The organism is Subtercola sp. Z020, from assembly GCF_002931235.1.
GTDB lineage: Bacteria > Actinomycetota > Actinomycetes > Actinomycetales > Microbacteriaceae > Subtercola.
Genome location: NZ_PSTT01000014.1, coordinates 1 through 12,618 on the forward strand (window position 1 = coordinate 1; position 12,618 = coordinate 12,618).

The 12,618-nt window shown below is 64.5% G+C and carries 23 protein-coding genes; 22 read left to right on the forward strand and 1 reads right to left on the reverse strand.

Annotation, left to right across the window (positions count from 1 at the left end):
* Positions 1–22: 22 nt before the first annotated feature.
* Entirely contained in the window at positions 23–472 is a 450-nt protein-coding gene (locus C5B96_RS01975; RefSeq protein ID WP_104242450.1) for a helix-turn-helix domain-containing protein, read from the reverse strand.
* Positions 473–840: 368 nt separating this feature from the next.
* Here C5B96_RS01975 and rpsJ point away from each other — a divergent pair, with 368 nt between their 5' ends.
* From rpsJ to C5B96_RS02085, 22 genes are all read left to right on the forward strand, one after another.
* The gene (rpsJ, locus tag C5B96_RS01980; RefSeq protein ID WP_104242452.1) at positions 841–1,149 is read left to right on the forward strand and encodes a 30S ribosomal protein S10; all 309 of its coding nucleotides are present in this window, start codon (positions 841–843) and stop codon (positions 1,147–1,149) included.
* Between the two features lie 10 nt (positions 1,150–1,159).
* A complete protein-coding gene (rplC, locus tag C5B96_RS01985) occupies positions 1,160–1,816 on the forward strand; it encodes a 50S ribosomal protein L3 (RefSeq protein ID WP_104242454.1) in 657 nt (218 codons plus the stop codon).
* 3 nt (positions 1,817–1,819) lie between these two features.
* Complete coding sequence (gene rplD / locus C5B96_RS01990) at positions 1,820–2,494, forward strand: 50S ribosomal protein L4 (protein WP_104242456.1); 675 nt, start codon at positions 1,820–1,822, stop codon at positions 2,492–2,494.
* Complete coding sequence (gene rplW / locus C5B96_RS01995; protein ID WP_104242458.1) at positions 2,491–2,790, forward strand: 50S ribosomal protein L23; 300 nt, start codon at positions 2,491–2,493, stop codon at positions 2,788–2,790. The genes rplD and rplW overlap by 4 nt, the downstream gene beginning before the upstream one ends.
* 23 nt (positions 2,791–2,813) lie before the next feature.
* Entirely contained in the window at positions 2,814–3,653 is an 840-nt protein-coding gene (gene rplB, locus C5B96_RS02000) for a 50S ribosomal protein L2 (protein ID WP_104242460.1), read from the forward strand.
* A gap of 11 nt (positions 3,654–3,664) precedes the next feature.
* Entirely contained in the window at positions 3,665–3,946 is a 282-nt protein-coding gene (rpsS, locus tag C5B96_RS02005; protein WP_104242462.1) for a 30S ribosomal protein S19, read from the forward strand.
* Between the two features lie 24 nt (positions 3,947–3,970).
* Positions 3,971–4,369 carry a 50S ribosomal protein L22 gene (gene rplV / locus C5B96_RS02010; RefSeq protein ID WP_104242464.1) on the forward strand — a complete coding sequence of 133 codons (399 nt, stop codon included), beginning with the start codon at positions 3,971–3,973 and terminating at the stop codon, positions 4,367–4,369.
* Positions 4,369–5,175 (forward strand): 30S ribosomal protein S3, encoded by an 807-nt coding sequence (gene rpsC / locus C5B96_RS02015; RefSeq protein ID WP_104242466.1) that lies wholly within the window; start codon positions 4,369–4,371, stop codon positions 5,173–5,175. Before rplV ends, rpsC begins: the two co-directional genes overlap by 1 nt.
* Positions 5,176–5,177: 2 nt before the next feature.
* The gene (gene rplP, locus C5B96_RS02020; RefSeq protein WP_104242468.1) at positions 5,178–5,597 is read left to right on the forward strand and encodes a 50S ribosomal protein L16; all 420 of its coding nucleotides are present in this window, start codon (positions 5,178–5,180) and stop codon (positions 5,595–5,597) included.
* Positions 5,597–5,935, forward strand: a complete 339-nt coding sequence (gene rpmC, locus C5B96_RS02025; RefSeq protein WP_104242470.1) for a 50S ribosomal protein L29 — start codon at positions 5,597–5,599, stop codon at positions 5,933–5,935. The genes rplP and rpmC overlap by 1 nt, the downstream gene beginning before the upstream one ends.
* Positions 5,935–6,246: a 30S ribosomal protein S17 gene (gene rpsQ / locus C5B96_RS02030; protein ID WP_104242472.1), complete on the forward strand. Its 312-nt coding sequence runs from the start codon at positions 5,935–5,937 to the stop codon at positions 6,244–6,246. Before rpmC ends, rpsQ begins: the two co-directional genes overlap by 1 nt.
* A 32-nt stretch (positions 6,247–6,278) precedes the next feature.
* Positions 6,279–6,650 carry a 50S ribosomal protein L14 gene (rplN, locus tag C5B96_RS02035; RefSeq protein WP_104242474.1) on the forward strand — a complete coding sequence of 124 codons (372 nt, stop codon included), beginning with the start codon at positions 6,279–6,281 and terminating at the stop codon, positions 6,648–6,650.
* A 2-nt stretch (positions 6,651–6,652) separates the two neighbouring features.
* The gene (gene rplX, locus C5B96_RS02040; protein ID WP_104242476.1) at positions 6,653–7,012 is read left to right on the forward strand and encodes a 50S ribosomal protein L24; all 360 of its coding nucleotides are present in this window, start codon (positions 6,653–6,655) and stop codon (positions 7,010–7,012) included.
* Positions 7,012–7,602, forward strand: coding sequence for a 50S ribosomal protein L5 (rplE, locus tag C5B96_RS02045; RefSeq protein ID WP_104242478.1), 591 nt, complete (start codon positions 7,012–7,014; stop codon positions 7,600–7,602). Before rplX ends, rplE begins: the two co-directional genes overlap by 1 nt.
* A 135-nt stretch (positions 7,603–7,737) precedes the next feature.
* Positions 7,738–8,136 (forward strand): 30S ribosomal protein S8, encoded by a 399-nt coding sequence (gene rpsH / locus C5B96_RS02050; protein ID WP_104242480.1) that lies wholly within the window; start codon positions 7,738–7,740, stop codon positions 8,134–8,136.
* A gap of 6 nt (positions 8,137–8,142) precedes the next feature.
* Positions 8,143–8,679, forward strand: coding sequence for a 50S ribosomal protein L6 (gene rplF / locus C5B96_RS02055; protein ID WP_104242482.1), 537 nt, complete (start codon positions 8,143–8,145; stop codon positions 8,677–8,679).
* Positions 8,680–8,681: 2 nt separating this feature from the next.
* A complete protein-coding gene (gene rplR, locus C5B96_RS02060; RefSeq protein WP_104242484.1) occupies positions 8,682–9,053 on the forward strand; it encodes a 50S ribosomal protein L18 in 372 nt (123 codons plus the stop codon).
* Between the two features lie 26 nt (positions 9,054–9,079).
* Positions 9,080–9,769, forward strand: coding sequence for a 30S ribosomal protein S5 (gene rpsE / locus C5B96_RS02065; RefSeq protein ID WP_104242486.1), 690 nt, complete (start codon positions 9,080–9,082; stop codon positions 9,767–9,769).
* A complete protein-coding gene (rpmD, locus tag C5B96_RS02070) occupies positions 9,769–9,954 on the forward strand; it encodes a 50S ribosomal protein L30 (protein ID WP_104242488.1) in 186 nt (61 codons plus the stop codon). Before rpsE ends, rpmD begins: the two co-directional genes overlap by 1 nt.
* Complete coding sequence (rplO, locus tag C5B96_RS02075) at positions 9,954–10,538, forward strand: 50S ribosomal protein L15 (protein WP_104242490.1); 585 nt, start codon at positions 9,954–9,956, stop codon at positions 10,536–10,538. The genes rpmD and rplO overlap by 1 nt, the downstream gene beginning before the upstream one ends.
* Before the next feature lie 159 nt (positions 10,539–10,697).
* A complete protein-coding gene (secY, locus tag C5B96_RS02080; RefSeq protein WP_104242492.1) occupies positions 10,698–12,020 on the forward strand; it encodes a preprotein translocase subunit SecY in 1,323 nt (440 codons plus the stop codon).
* Positions 12,017–12,607, forward strand: a complete 591-nt coding sequence (locus tag C5B96_RS02085) for an adenylate kinase (protein WP_104242494.1) — start codon at positions 12,017–12,019, stop codon at positions 12,605–12,607. The genes secY and C5B96_RS02085 overlap by 4 nt, the downstream gene beginning before the upstream one ends.
* Positions 12,608–12,618: the final 11 nt, after the last annotated feature.

Below are 12,618 nucleotides of genomic sequence, written 5' to 3' on the forward strand. Positions count from 1 at the left end.
GTGCCGAACCCGGGCGGCCCCGTCACGCTGGTGCGGCGGGCGGGACGGGGGTGCCGGCGTCGTCGACGAAGACCAGGGCGACGTGCTCGTGGGTGCCCGCCCGCCGCACCAGCGTGACGGGGCCGCCCGGGTTCGGCACGAACTCGTCGCCCCACTCCTGCAGGGCGACGAGGACCGTCTTCAGCGCGAGGCCACGAGCGGTCAGGTGGTAGCTGGACCGCTCGCGCGCGCCGGGCTCCCGGTACGCCCGGCGTTCGAGTACGCCCGCGCCGACGAGGGTCGCCAGGCGGGCCGTGAGGATGTCGCTCGGCACGCCGAGCGAGTCGCGGAACCCCGAGAACCTCGTGGTGCCCCGGAAGGCGTCGCGGATGATCAGCAGCGACCACTTCTCACCGAGCAGATCGAGGCTGCGGTGGATCGCGCAGGCGTGCTCCGTCGGTGGCCGATCCGTCGTCTTCGCAGAGGTGCTCACCCCGTAAGAATAGATCGGGCGAGGCGGCTCCTGCCCAGCAGTGGCGCGGCACACGAGCGGTCGGCGGCCGACACGCCGTCGCGACACGCCCGGGTTGCACGGAGCCTCCCGGTGTGGCAGACTCTCATAGTTCAGTAATTCGGGTGGAAGTGTGCCCGCATCACTACCAGGCAGTGCATAGCTATAGATCCTCGATCTTGTAGGGCTAGGCCGCGGGTAGCAGAACAGGCTTGAAACACCCCCTCAGAACCCAGCGCATCGCTGTGCGTCCGAGCGGGTCTTGACAGAACAAGAGTGATAAGCGCGTCCAATGCGACGAGGGACGAGTTCCCGAGCGTAAGACGCAAGACAAGAGAGATGAGTCAAACATGGCGGGACAGAAGATCCGCATTCGACTTAAGTCGTATGACCACGAGGTCATCGACAGCTCGGCGCGCAAGATCGTCGACACAGTCACTCGTGCAGGTGCAACCGTGGTGGGCCCCGTGCCGCTGCCGACCGAGAAGAACGTCATCGCGGTCATCCGTTCGCCCCACAAGTACAAAGACAGCTTCGAGCACTTCGAGAAGCGCACCCACAAGCGTCTCATCGACATCATCGACCCGACGCCCAAGGCCGTCGACTCGCTGATGCGCCTCGACCTCCCTGCCGATGTCAACATCGAGATCAAGCTGTAGGGAGCGACTGATGGCAACTTCAACCAAGACTTCCAAGGGCCTGCTCGGCATCAAGCTCGGCATGACCCAGGTGTGGGATGAGAACAACCGCCTCATCCCCGTCACCGTCGTTCAGGTCACACCGAACGTCGTGACCCAGATCCGTACCCCCGAGGTCGACGGCTACCAGGCCGTTCAGATCGCGGCCGGCCAGATCGACCCCCGCAAGGTGAACAAGCCCGAGACCGGTCACTTCGACAAGGCGGGCGTCACGCCTCGCCGTCACGTCACCGAGATCCGCACCGCTGACGCCGCCGAGTACACGATCGGGCAGGAACTCACTGTCGACGGCGTGTTCGAGGCCGGCAAGAAGGTCGACGTCGTCGGCACCAGCAAGGGCAAGGGTTTCGCCGGTGTCATGAAGCGTCACAACTTCAAGGGTGTCTCCTCGTCGCACGGTTCGCACCGCAACCACCGCAAGCCCGGTTCCATCGGTGCTTCGTCGACCCCCAGCCGTGTCTTCAAGGGCATGCGCATGGCGGGCCGCATGGGTGGCGAGCGTGTGACCGTTCTGAACCTCGTCGTTCACTCGGTCGACGCCGAGAAGAACCTCATCCTCGTCAAGGGCGCCGTTCCCGGTGGCCGTGGCCGTCTCGTATTCGTCCGCACCGCAGTGAAGGGGGCGTAGTCCATGACTGACGCGAACATCACCACTGTCGACATCATCGACGCCAAGGGCCAGAAGGCCGGCACCGTGGAGCTCCCCGCCGAGCTCTTCGACGTGGCAACCAACGTTCCGCTCATCCACCAGGTCGTCGTCGCGCAGCTCGCTGCCGCACGCCAGGGCACGCACAAGGTCAAGGGCCGCGGCGAGGTCTCCGGTGCCGGCCGCAAGCCGTTCAAGCAGAAGGGAACCGGTCGCGCCCGCCAGGGCTCGATCCGCGCCCCCCAGATGACCGGTGGTGGCATCGTGCACGGGCCGACCCCGCGCAGCTACGACCAGCGCACCCCGAAGAAGATGATCGCGGCAGCCCTGCTCGGTTCTCTCTCCGACCGTGCCCGCGGCAGCCGCGTGCACGTCGTCGACTCCCTGACGCTCGGCCCGGTTCCGTCGACCAAGACGGCCCTCGAGCTCCTGACCAAGATCGCGACCAGCAAGCACGTTCTCGTGGTTGTCGAGCGCGGCGACGACATCGCTGTGAAGAGCGTTCGCAACGTGCCCGAAGTGCACGTGCTGACCTACGACCAGCTGAACGCGTACGACGTTCTGGTGAGCGACGACATCGTCTTCACCAAGGGCGCGATCGACGGCTTCATCGCCTCGAAGCGCAAGAACGTCTCGACCACTGAGGAGGTTGCAGCGTGAGCGGCAACAACAAAGACCCCCGCGACATCATCATCTCGCCGGTCGTCTCCGAGAAGAGCTACGGCCTGATCGACGAGGGCAAGTACACGTTCATCGTGGCGCCGACGTCGAACAAGACCGAGATCAAGCTCGCGATCGAGAAGATCTTCAACGTCCAGGTCGCTTCGGTGAACACGATGAACAAGATCGGCAAGACCCGTCGCACCAAGTTCGGCCTGGGCAAGCGCAAAGACACCAAGCGTGCCATTGTCACCCTGAAGTCCGGAACCATCGACATCTTCACGGCTGTTGGCTGAGTCGGAATCCAGAGGATAAAAACATGGCTATTCGCAAGTACAAGCCGACCACTCCCGGTCGTCGTGGCTCGTCGGTCTCCGACTTCGCAGAGATCACGCGCACCACGCCCGAGAAGTCGCTGCTCCGTCCCCTTCCCAAGACCGGTGGCCGTAACAACGCCGGCCGCATCACGACCCGTCACATCGGTGGTGGCCACAAGCGCCAGTACCGCGTCATCGACTTCAAGCGCAATGACAAAGACGGCGTGAACGCCAAGGTCGCCGAGATCGAGTACGACCCGAACCGCACGGCGCGCATCGCGCTCCTGCACTTCGTCGACGGCACCAAGCGCTACATCATCGCCCCGAACAAGCTGAACCAGGGCGACATCATCGAGTCGGGTGCGGGCGCGGACATCAAGCCGGGCAACAACCTGCCGCTGAAGAACATCCCCGTCGGTACGGTCATCCACGCGATCGAGCTGAAGCCGGGCGGCGGTGCCAAGATGGCCCGTTCCGCCGGTGCCTCGGTTCGTCTCGTCGCGAAAGACGGCCCCTACGCTCAGCTCCGTCTGCCCAGCGGTGAGATCCGCAATGTGGATGCGCGCTGCCGCGCGACGATCGGCGAGGTCGGCAACGCCGAGCAGTCGAACATCAACTGGGGCAAGGCCGGCCGCAAGCGCTGGCTCGGCGTTCGTCCCACCGTCCGCGGTGTCGCGATGAACCCGGTCGACCACCCGCACGGTGGTGGTGAGGGCAAGACCTCCGGTGGTCGCCACCCGGTCAGCCCGTGGGGCCAGAAAGAGGGCCGCACCCGCCACATCAACAAAGAGAGCGACAAGCTCATCGTTCGTCGCCGCAACGTCGGCAAGAAGCGTAAGTAGGAGTCGAGAAGATGCCACGCAGTCTCAAGAAGGGCCCCTTCGTTGATGACCACCTGCTCCGCAAGGTCGTCGTACAGAACGAAGCCGGTTCGAAGAACGTCATCAAGACCTGGTCACGCCGGTCGATGATCATCCCCGCAATGCTGGGTCACACGATCGCCGTCCACGACGGTCGCAAGCACATCCCCGTGTTCATCACGGAGACCATGGTCGGTCACAAGCTCGGCGAGTTCTCGCCGACGCGTACCTTCCGTGGGCACGTGAAAGACGACAAGAAGGGTCGTCGCCGCTAACGCGGTGACGGAAGGAGGAGAGAAATGGTGGAGTCGATCGCACGCGTGCGTCACATCCGCGTCACCCCCATGAAAGCTCGTCGCGTCGTCAACCTGATCCGCGGCAAGCAGGCCATGGAGGCCCTGGCAATCCTGAAGTTCGCCCCGCAGGGCGCAAGCGAGCCTGTCTACAAGCTCGTCGCCTCTGCGATCGCGAACGCGAAGGTCAAGGCCGATGCAAGCAACAGCTACCTCGACGAGCAGGATCTGTTCGTCTCGGCGGCCTACGTCGACGAGGGCACGACCCTCAAGCGTTTCCAGCCCCGTGCACAGGGACGCGCATTCCAGATCCTGAAGCGCTCGAGCCACATCACGGTCGTCCTCTCGACGCCCGATGAGGTCGCAGCATCCGCTCAGGGTTCCAAGAAGGCAGGGAAGAAGTAATGGGCCAGAAAGTAAACCCCTACGGTTTCCGTCTGGGCATCACGACCGACCACGTGTCGCGTTGGTTCTCTGACAGCACCAAAGTAGGACAGCGTTACAGCGACTTCGTCGCCGAAGACGTGAAGATCCGCAACCTGCTCACGAAGAGCCTCGACCGTGCCGGCGTCGCCCGCATCGAGATCGAGCGCACCCGTGACCGCGTTCGCGTCGACATCCACACCGCCCGTCCGGGCATCGTGATCGGTCGCCGCGGAGCCGAGGCCGAGCGCATCCGTGCCGACCTCGAGAAGCTGACCAAGAAGCAGATCCAGCTGAACATCCTCGAGGTGAAGAACCCCGAGGCCGAAGCGCAGCTGGTCGCCCAGGGCATCGCCGAGCAGCTCTCCGCACGTGTGGCCTTCCGCCGCGCAATGCGGAAGGGCCTGCAGGGTGCCCAGCGCATGCCGAGCGTCAAGGGTGTTCGCATCCAGGTCTCCGGTCGCCTCGGCGGCGCGGAGATGAGCCGTTCGGAGTTCTACCGTGAGGGTCGTGTGCCGCTGCACACGCTCCGCGCCAACATCGACTACGGCTTCTACGAGGCCCGTACGACGTTCGGTCGCATCGGTGTGAAGGTCTGGATCTACAAGGGCGACATCACCAACAAGGAGCTCGCCCGCGAGCAGGCCAACCAGAAGTCGTCGCGCCCCGAGCGTCGTGACGACCGCCGCGGTGGCGACGACCGTCGTCCGCCGCGCTCGGCCGCCCCGCGTTCCGACGCGCCGAAGGCAGACGCTGCCCCCGTGGCAGCAGCAGGAGTTGAGGCATAACCATGTTGATTCCACGCAGAGTCAAGCACCGCAAGCAGCACCACCCCACCCGAAGCGGTCACGCCACCGGTGGCACCGAGGTGTCGTTCGGCGAGTGGGGCATCCAGGCCCTGACCCCCGCCTACGTGACGAACCGCCAGATCGAGTCCGCTCGTATCGCGATGACCCGTCACATCAAGCGTGGTGGGAAGGTGTGGATCAACATCTACCCCGACCGCCCGCTCACGAAGAAGCCGGCCGAGACCCGCATGGGTTCCGGTAAGGGTAGCCCCGAGTGGTGGATCGCGAACGTCAAGCCGGGCCGCGTGCTCTTCGAGCTCAGCGGTGTCAGTGACATCGTCGCTCGCGAGGCGCTCACCCGTGCAATTCACAAGCTGCCCCTGAAGGCACGCATCATCAAGCGCGAGGAGGGCGACGCATAATGGCGATCGGTTCCAAGGAGCTCACCCCCGTCGAGCTCGACACATTCGAAGATTCACGCCTCGCCGAGGAGCTGCGGAAGGCCAAGGAAGAGCTGTTCAACCTGCGCTTCCAGTCGGCCACCGGCCAGCTCGAGAGCCACGGCCGCCTGCGCGCCGTGAAGCGCGACATCGCACGCATCTACACGATCGTGCGTGAGCGCGAGCTCGGCATCCGTGCCACGCCCGCTCCGGTCGAGGTTGCCCCGGCAGCCGAGCCGGCGCCCAAGAAGACCCGCAAGGCTAAGGCCGCCCCTGCTGAAGAGGCACCCGTCGCCGAGACAACTGAGGAGGCCAAGTAATGGCCAAGACTGAGGCAGCGACCGCTGCAACCGTCGAGACTGTTGCCGCGCCCGAGCAGGAGCGCGGCTACCGCAAGACCCGTCGTGGCTATGTCACGAGCGACAAGATGGAGAAGACCATCGTCGTCGAGGTCGAAGACCGCGTGAAGCACCCCCTGTACGGCAAGGTCATCCGCCGTACCTCCAAGGTGAAGGTGCACGACGAGGCCAACAGCGCCGGCATCGGCGACCTGGTGCTCATCTCCGAGACCCGACCGCTGAGCGCCACCAAGCGCTGGCGCCTGGTCGAGATCCTCGAAAAGGCCAAGTAAGCGCCCCGCGCTTACTTACGTAAGGAGTAGAAGTGATTCAGCAGGAATCCCGGCTCAAGGTCGCCGACAACACCGGCGCCAAAGAGCTGCTGACCATCCGTGTACTCGGTGGCTCAGGACGCCGTTACGCCGGCCTCGGTGACGTCATCGTCGCCACCGTCAAAGACGCCATCCCCGGCGGCACCGTCAAGCGTGGAGACGTCGTCAAGGCCGTCATCGTGCGCACCAAGAAAGAGACCCGTCGCGTCGACGGTTCCTACATCAAGTTCGACGAGAACGCAGCGGTCATCCTCCGCGCCAACGACAAGGAGCCTCGCGGCTCCCGTGTCTTCGGCCCGGTCGGCCGCGAGCTTCGCGACAAGAGCTTCATGAAGATCATCTCGCTGGCACCGGAGGTCATTTAATCATGGCGAATATCAAGAAGGGTGATGTCGTTCAGGTCATCACCGGCAAGAGCCAGGCCCGCGGCGGAGACCGTGGCAAGCAGGGTCGCGTCATCGAGGTGCAGGTCGAGAAGAACCGTGTGATCGTCGAGGGCATCAACTTCGTCAAGAAGCACGTTCGCGTCGGCCAGACCCAGCGCGGCACCAAGACCGGTGGCATCGAGACCGTCGAGGCCCCGATCCACGTGTCGAACGTCGCTCTGATCGACCCCGACTCGAAGAAGCCGACCCGTGTCGGTTTCCGCGTCGAGCAGGTCACCAAAGACGGCGTCACCAAGAACGTTCGCGTTCGTTATGCCAAGAAGAGCGGCAAGGACATCTAATGACTGACACAACAACTGCTGCGCCGGCTGTCAAGGTGCAGCCGCGCCTGAAGCAGAAGTACCAGAACGAGATCGTCGCACAGATGAAGAGCGACTTCGGCTTCAGCAACGTGCACCAGGTTCCCGGCCTCGTGAAGGTCGTCGTGAACACCGGTGTCGGCGAGGCAGCCCGCGACGGCAAGATCATCGATGGGGCCGTCAAGGACCTCACCGCGATCACCGGCCAGAAGCCGCAGGTCACCAAGGCCCGCAAGTCGATCGCCCAGTTCAAGCTGCGCGAGGGCCAGCCCATCGGTGCACACGTCACGCTCCGTGGTGACCGCGCATGGGAGTTCCTCGACCGCCTGCTCTCGCTGGCGCTTCCCCGCATCCGCGACTTCCGTGGTCTCTCCGACCGCCAGTTCGACGGATCGGGCAACTACACCTTCGGTCTGACCGAGCAGTCGATGTTCCACGAGATCGACCAGGACAAGATCGACCGCGTGCGTGGTTTCGACATCACTGTCGTCACCACCGCGAAGAACGACGACGAGGGTCGCGCGCTGTTGAAGGCGCTCGGCTTCCCGTTCCGCGCCGCAGAGAGCGCGTAGCACCACCCGTAACACCCAGCACCACCCGCAGCACCCCGCACCACCCCGGCTCAGCAATTCGGCTGAGCCGGTCGAGACCACAGGTCGGCATCCTTGCACAGGGTGTCGAAACCAGGCCAGAAGGGCAACACCTCCATGACAATGACAGATCCGGTCGCAGACATGCTGACCAGACTGCGCAATGCGAACTCGGCATTCCACGACACCGTGTCGATGCCGCACAGCAAGCTCAAGTCGCACATCGCCGACATCCTGAAGAGCGAGGGTTACATCGCCTCGTGGGATGTCGCAGACGCAGAGGTCGGCCAGACGCTGACCCTCTCCCTCAAGTTCGGCCCGAACCGTGAGCGTTCGATCGCGGGCATCAAGCGCGTATCGAAGCCGGGTCTCCGGGTCTACGCCAAGTCGACTGAGATCCCCACGGTTCTCGGTGGTCTCGGCGTCGCAATCCTCTCGACGTCGTCCGGTCTGCTGACCGATCGACAGGCTTCCAAGAAGGGCGTGGGTGGGGAAGTCCTCGCCTACGTGTGGTGATCACTGATGTCACGTATCGGCAGACTCCCCATCCCGATCCCTGCAGGGGTCGACATCACCATCGACGGCCAGCTCGTCTCGGTCAAGGGCCCGAAGGGTGAGCTGACGCTCTCCGTCAAGGCTCCCATCGAGGCCAAGGTCGAAGACGGCCAGATCCTGGTCACCCGTCCCGACGACGAGCGTGAGTCGCGTTCGCTGCACGGACTGACCCGCACGCTGATCGCCAACCAGATCATCGGTGTCACCGATGGCTACTCCAAGGGCCTCGAGGTCGTCGGAACCGGTTACCGCGTCGCAGCAAAGGGCGCGAACGTCGAGTTCGCTCTCGGCTACTCCCACCCCATCACCGTCGAGCCGCCCGCGGGCATCAGCTTCACGGTCGAGGGCGTCAACAAGCTCACTGTCAGCGGTATCGACAAGCAGGCTGTGGGCGAAGTAGCCGCCAACATTCGTAAGTTGCGGAAGCCCGAGCCCTACAAGGGCAAGGGTGTGCGCTACGCCGGCGAAGTCGTTCGTCGCAAGGCCGGAAAGAGCGGTAAGTAATCATGGCTACTGGAACCAGAGGCAAGAGCAAGGCTGCAGCACGCGGCCGTCGCCACGACCGCCTGCGCAAGAAGATCGAGGGCACCGAGGCGCGCCCGCGCCTGGTCGTCACCCGTTCGGCCCGCCACGTGTTCGTGCAGGTCGTCGACGACAGCAAGGGCTTCACCCTTGCATCGGCTTCGACGCTCGAGGCAGACATGCGCACCTTCGACGGTGACAAGTCGGCCAAGGCACACAAAGTCGGCGAACTCGTCGCCGAGCGCGCCAAGGCTGCTGGCATCGAAGCAGTCGTATTCGACCGCGGCGGCAACCGTTACGCCGGACGCGTCGCGGCTGTGGCCGACGGCGCCCGAGAGGGTGGCCTGGACCTGTGACTGACGAAAAAGCAAAGGAAGCTACCGTGGCAGACGCTACGAGCACTGAAGCCTCAGCTACTGAGGCGCCCGCAACCGAGACCACGGCTGCTGCACAGAACGAGCCCCGCGAGGCCCGTCGTGGAGGCCGTGAGCGCAACCCGAACAAGGATCGTGGAGCACGCGACTCTGACAAGAGCCAGTTCCTCGAGCGCGTCGTCACCATCAACCGCGTCTCCAAGGTGGTGAAGGGTGGTCGTCGCTTCAGCTTCACCGCTCTCGTCGTCGTCGGTGACGGCAACGGTCTGGTGGGCGTCGGCTACGGCAAGGCCCGCGAGGTGCCGACCGCGATCTCGAAGGGTGTCGAAGAAGCCAAGAAGAACTTCTTCCGCGTCCCCCGTGTCGCGAACACCATCCCGCACCCCGTGCAGGGTGAGGCGGCCGCCGGTGTCGTTCTGCTCCGTCCGGCCGCTGCCGGTACCGGCGTCATCGCCGGTGGCCCGGTGCGCGCCGTACTCGAGTGCGCCGGCATCCACGATGTTCTGAGCAAGTCGCTCGGTTCGTCGAACACCATCAACATCGTTCACGCGACCGTCGAAGCGCTCAAGCAGCTCGAAGAGCCCCGCGCCGTGGCAGCACGTCGTGGCCTGACGCTCGAGCAGGTCGTGCCCGCACGCCTTCTCCGCGCGCAGGCTGACGCCGACTCGGCCGCCGCTCTCGCAAAGGCAGGTGCCTGATGGCCACGAGCCTGAAGATCACGCAGATCAAATCCAAGATCAGCGAAAAGCAAGACCAGCGCGACACTCTGCGTAGCCTCGGTCTTCACCGCATCGGCCAGTTCGTCGTGCGTGAAGACAACTCGCAGAACCGCGGCTACGTTCGCCACGTCGCTCACCTGGTGAAAGTCGAGGAGATTGACTAATGGCTGAAGAAGCAACCGAGCCCGCTGCAGCAGCGGCTCCCAAGAAGGCGGCCGCCCCCAAGAAGGCGCCCGCGAAGAAGGCTCCCGCCGCGGCAGAAGCGGTCGTCGCGACCACGTCGGTCACGGCTGAGCCGGCCGACCCCCGTGAGCAGGTGCTGAAGGTACACCACCTCCGCCCCGCTGCGGGTGCGAAGAAGGCGCGCCAGCGCGTCGGCCGCGGTGAAGGCTCCAAGGGTAAGACCGCGGGCCGTGGTACCAAGGGCACGAAGGCGCGCTACAACGTGCGTCTCGGGTTCGAGGGTGGCCAGATGCCGCAGCACATGCGTACGCCGAAGCTGCGCGGGTTCAAGAACCCGTTCAAGGTGTACTACCAGGTCGTCAACCTCGACCGCCTCGCTGAGCTCTACCCCTCGGGTGGAGACGTCACGATCGCCGACCTCGTCGCCAAGGGCGCGGTTCGCGACAACGAGAAGGTGAAGGTTCTCGGCAACGGGGACATCGCCGTCACGCTGAACGTGACCGTCGACAAGGTCTCGAGCTCGGCCGAGCAGAAGATCGTTGCCGCGGGCGGTTCCGTCAGGTAACACTGCAACACGCTCGTCGCGGGGGCGGCTACCTTCGGGCAGCCGCCCCTTTGGCCTCTCGGCCCGGGGAGTATCGAGTAGAGTTCTCCGTGGGAATTCATTCCTGTCGGGGGTTCTGTTCGCAGAAGTCTCGTATCCACCTAGCAGGAGGCCTTTTTCTTGTTTAGAGCCGTCGGCAGGATCTTCCGTACTCCGGATCTCCGCCGGAAAATTCTGTTCACGCTCGGCATCATCGCGCTGTTCAGGCTGGGGTCGTTCATCCCGGCTCCCTTCGTCGACTTCGGGAATGTGCAGGCGTGTCTCGCCGCCAACCAGAACACGTCGGGCCTGTATGAGCTGGTGAACCTCTTCAGTGGTGGCGCCCTCCTGCAGCTGTCGATCTTCGCGCTCGGCATCATGCCGTACATCACGGCCTCGATCATCGTGCAGCTGCTGCGCGTGGTCATCCCACACTTCGAGACCCTCTACAAGGAGGGCCAGGCCGGCCAGAGCAAGCTGACCCAGTACACGCGGTACCTGACGATCGCCCTGGGCGTTCTGCAGTCGACGACGCTGATCACCGTGGCGCGAAGCGGCGCCCTGTTCGGCACCAGCACGACGACCGAGTGCACGCAGCTGATCTCGAACGACTCCTGGTACGCCATCATGCTGATGGTCGTCACGATGACCGCCGGTACCGGCCTCATCATGTGGATGGGCGAGCTCGTCACCGAGCGCGGCATCGGCAACGGCATGTCCCTCCTCATCTTCACATCGATCGCCGCCCGCTTCCCGGGTTCGCTGCAGTCGATCTGGCAGCAGCAGGGCATCGAGATCCTGGCGGTGGTGCTGGTCATCGGCATCCTGACCATGGCGGGGGTGGTGTTCGTCGAACAGTCGCAACGCCGTGTTCCGGTGCAGTACGCCAAACGCATGGTCGGCAGGCGAACGTACGGCGGCAACAACACGTACATCCCGATCAAGGTCAACATGGCCGGCGTCGTGCCCGTGATCTTCGCCTCGTCGCTGCTGTACCTGCCGGCGCTCATCGCCCAGTTCAACCAGCCGCAGGCCGGGCAGGAGCCTGCCGCGTGGGTCACCTGGGTCACGAACTACCTGACGAAGGGCGATCACCCGCTCTACATGCTGCTGTACTTCCTGCTCATCGTCGGCTTCACGTACTTCTACGTCGCGATCACCTTCAACCCCGAAGAGGTCGCCGACAACATGAAGAAGTACGGCGGCTTCATCCCGGGCATCAGGGCCGGTCGCCCCACCGCCGAGTACCTCGACTACGTGCTCACCCGCATCACCTTGCCCGGGTCGATCTACCTGGGTCTGATCGCGCTGATCCCGCTCGCGGCGTTCTCGCTGATCGGAGCCAACCAGAACTTCCCGTTCGGTGGCGCCTCGATCCTGATCATCGTGGGTGTCGGCCTCGAGACGGTCAAGCAGATCGACTCGCAGCTGCAGCAGCGTCACTACGAAGGGCTGCTGCGTTGACCCGCCTCCTGCTGATCGGTCCGCCCGGCGCAGGAAAGGGCACGCAGGCCGTGCGACTCTCCGAGGCCTGTGGTGTTCCCGCCATCTCGACGGGTGACATCTTCCGCGCGAACGTGGCAGACGAGACCGAGCTCGGGCTGAAGGCCAAGGAGTTCATGGATGCCGGGAAGTACGTTCCCGACAGCCTGACCAACGACCTCGTGCGTTCGCGTCTCCACGATGCCGACGTCGCCGGCGGCTTTCTGCTCGACGGCTACCCGCGAACGACCGCACAGGTCGACGAGCTCGACGGCATCCTGGCCGACGGAGGCCACGCGCTCGACGTCGTGGTGCTGCTCGTGGCCGATGCCGACGAGATCGTGACCCGGCTGTCGAAGCGGGCCGAGGAGCAGGGTCGGAGTGACGACACCGAAGAGGTGATCCGGCACCGGCTCGAGGTGTACGAAGAGCAGACCGCACCGCTCATCGACATCTACTCCGCCCGCGACCTCGTCGTCACGGTCGACGGTCTCGGTTCCGTCGACGAGGTCACGAAGCGCATCACCGATGCGCTGCTGGCCCGCGACATCGTGCTGACGCTCAACTGAGCCGGCCGACC

Coding starts and splice junctions, on each gene's coding strand:
- rplR (WP_104242484.1), top strand. CDS start 8,682: ATGGCTACTGGAACCAGAGGCAAGAGCAAGGCTGCAGCACGCGGCCGT.
- rpmD (WP_104242488.1), top strand. CDS start 9,769: ATGGCCACGAGCCTGAAGATCACGCAGATCAAATCCAAGATCAGCGAA.
- rplO (WP_104242490.1), top strand. CDS start 9,954: ATGGCTGAAGAAGCAACCGAGCCCGCTGCAGCAGCGGCTCCCAAGAAG.
- rplC (WP_104242454.1), top strand. CDS start 1,160: ATGGCAACTTCAACCAAGACTTCCAAGGGCCTGCTCGGCATCAAGCTC.
- rpsC (WP_104242466.1), top strand. CDS start 4,369: ATGGGCCAGAAAGTAAACCCCTACGGTTTCCGTCTGGGCATCACGACC.
- rplE (WP_104242478.1), top strand. CDS start 7,012: ATGACTGACACAACAACTGCTGCGCCGGCTGTCAAGGTGCAGCCGCGC.
- rplX (WP_104242476.1), top strand. CDS start 6,653: ATGGCGAATATCAAGAAGGGTGATGTCGTTCAGGTCATCACCGGCAAG.
- rplF (WP_104242482.1), top strand. CDS start 8,143: ATGTCACGTATCGGCAGACTCCCCATCCCGATCCCTGCAGGGGTCGAC.
- rplD (WP_104242456.1), top strand. CDS start 1,820: ATGACTGACGCGAACATCACCACTGTCGACATCATCGACGCCAAGGGC.
- rpsH (WP_104242480.1), top strand. CDS start 7,738: ATGACAATGACAGATCCGGTCGCAGACATGCTGACCAGACTGCGCAAT.
- rpsS (WP_104242462.1), top strand. CDS start 3,665: ATGCCACGCAGTCTCAAGAAGGGCCCCTTCGTTGATGACCACCTGCTC.
- rplP (WP_104242468.1), top strand. CDS start 5,178: ATGTTGATTCCACGCAGAGTCAAGCACCGCAAGCAGCACCACCCCACC.
- rplV (WP_104242464.1), top strand. CDS start 3,971: ATGGTGGAGTCGATCGCACGCGTGCGTCACATCCGCGTCACCCCCATG.
- rpsQ (WP_104242472.1), top strand. CDS start 5,935: ATGGCCAAGACTGAGGCAGCGACCGCTGCAACCGTCGAGACTGTTGCC.
- rpsJ (WP_104242452.1), top strand. CDS start 841: ATGGCGGGACAGAAGATCCGCATTCGACTTAAGTCGTATGACCACGAG.
- rpmC (WP_104242470.1), top strand. CDS start 5,597: ATGGCGATCGGTTCCAAGGAGCTCACCCCCGTCGAGCTCGACACATTC.
- rplB (WP_104242460.1), top strand. CDS start 2,814: ATGGCTATTCGCAAGTACAAGCCGACCACTCCCGGTCGTCGTGGCTCG.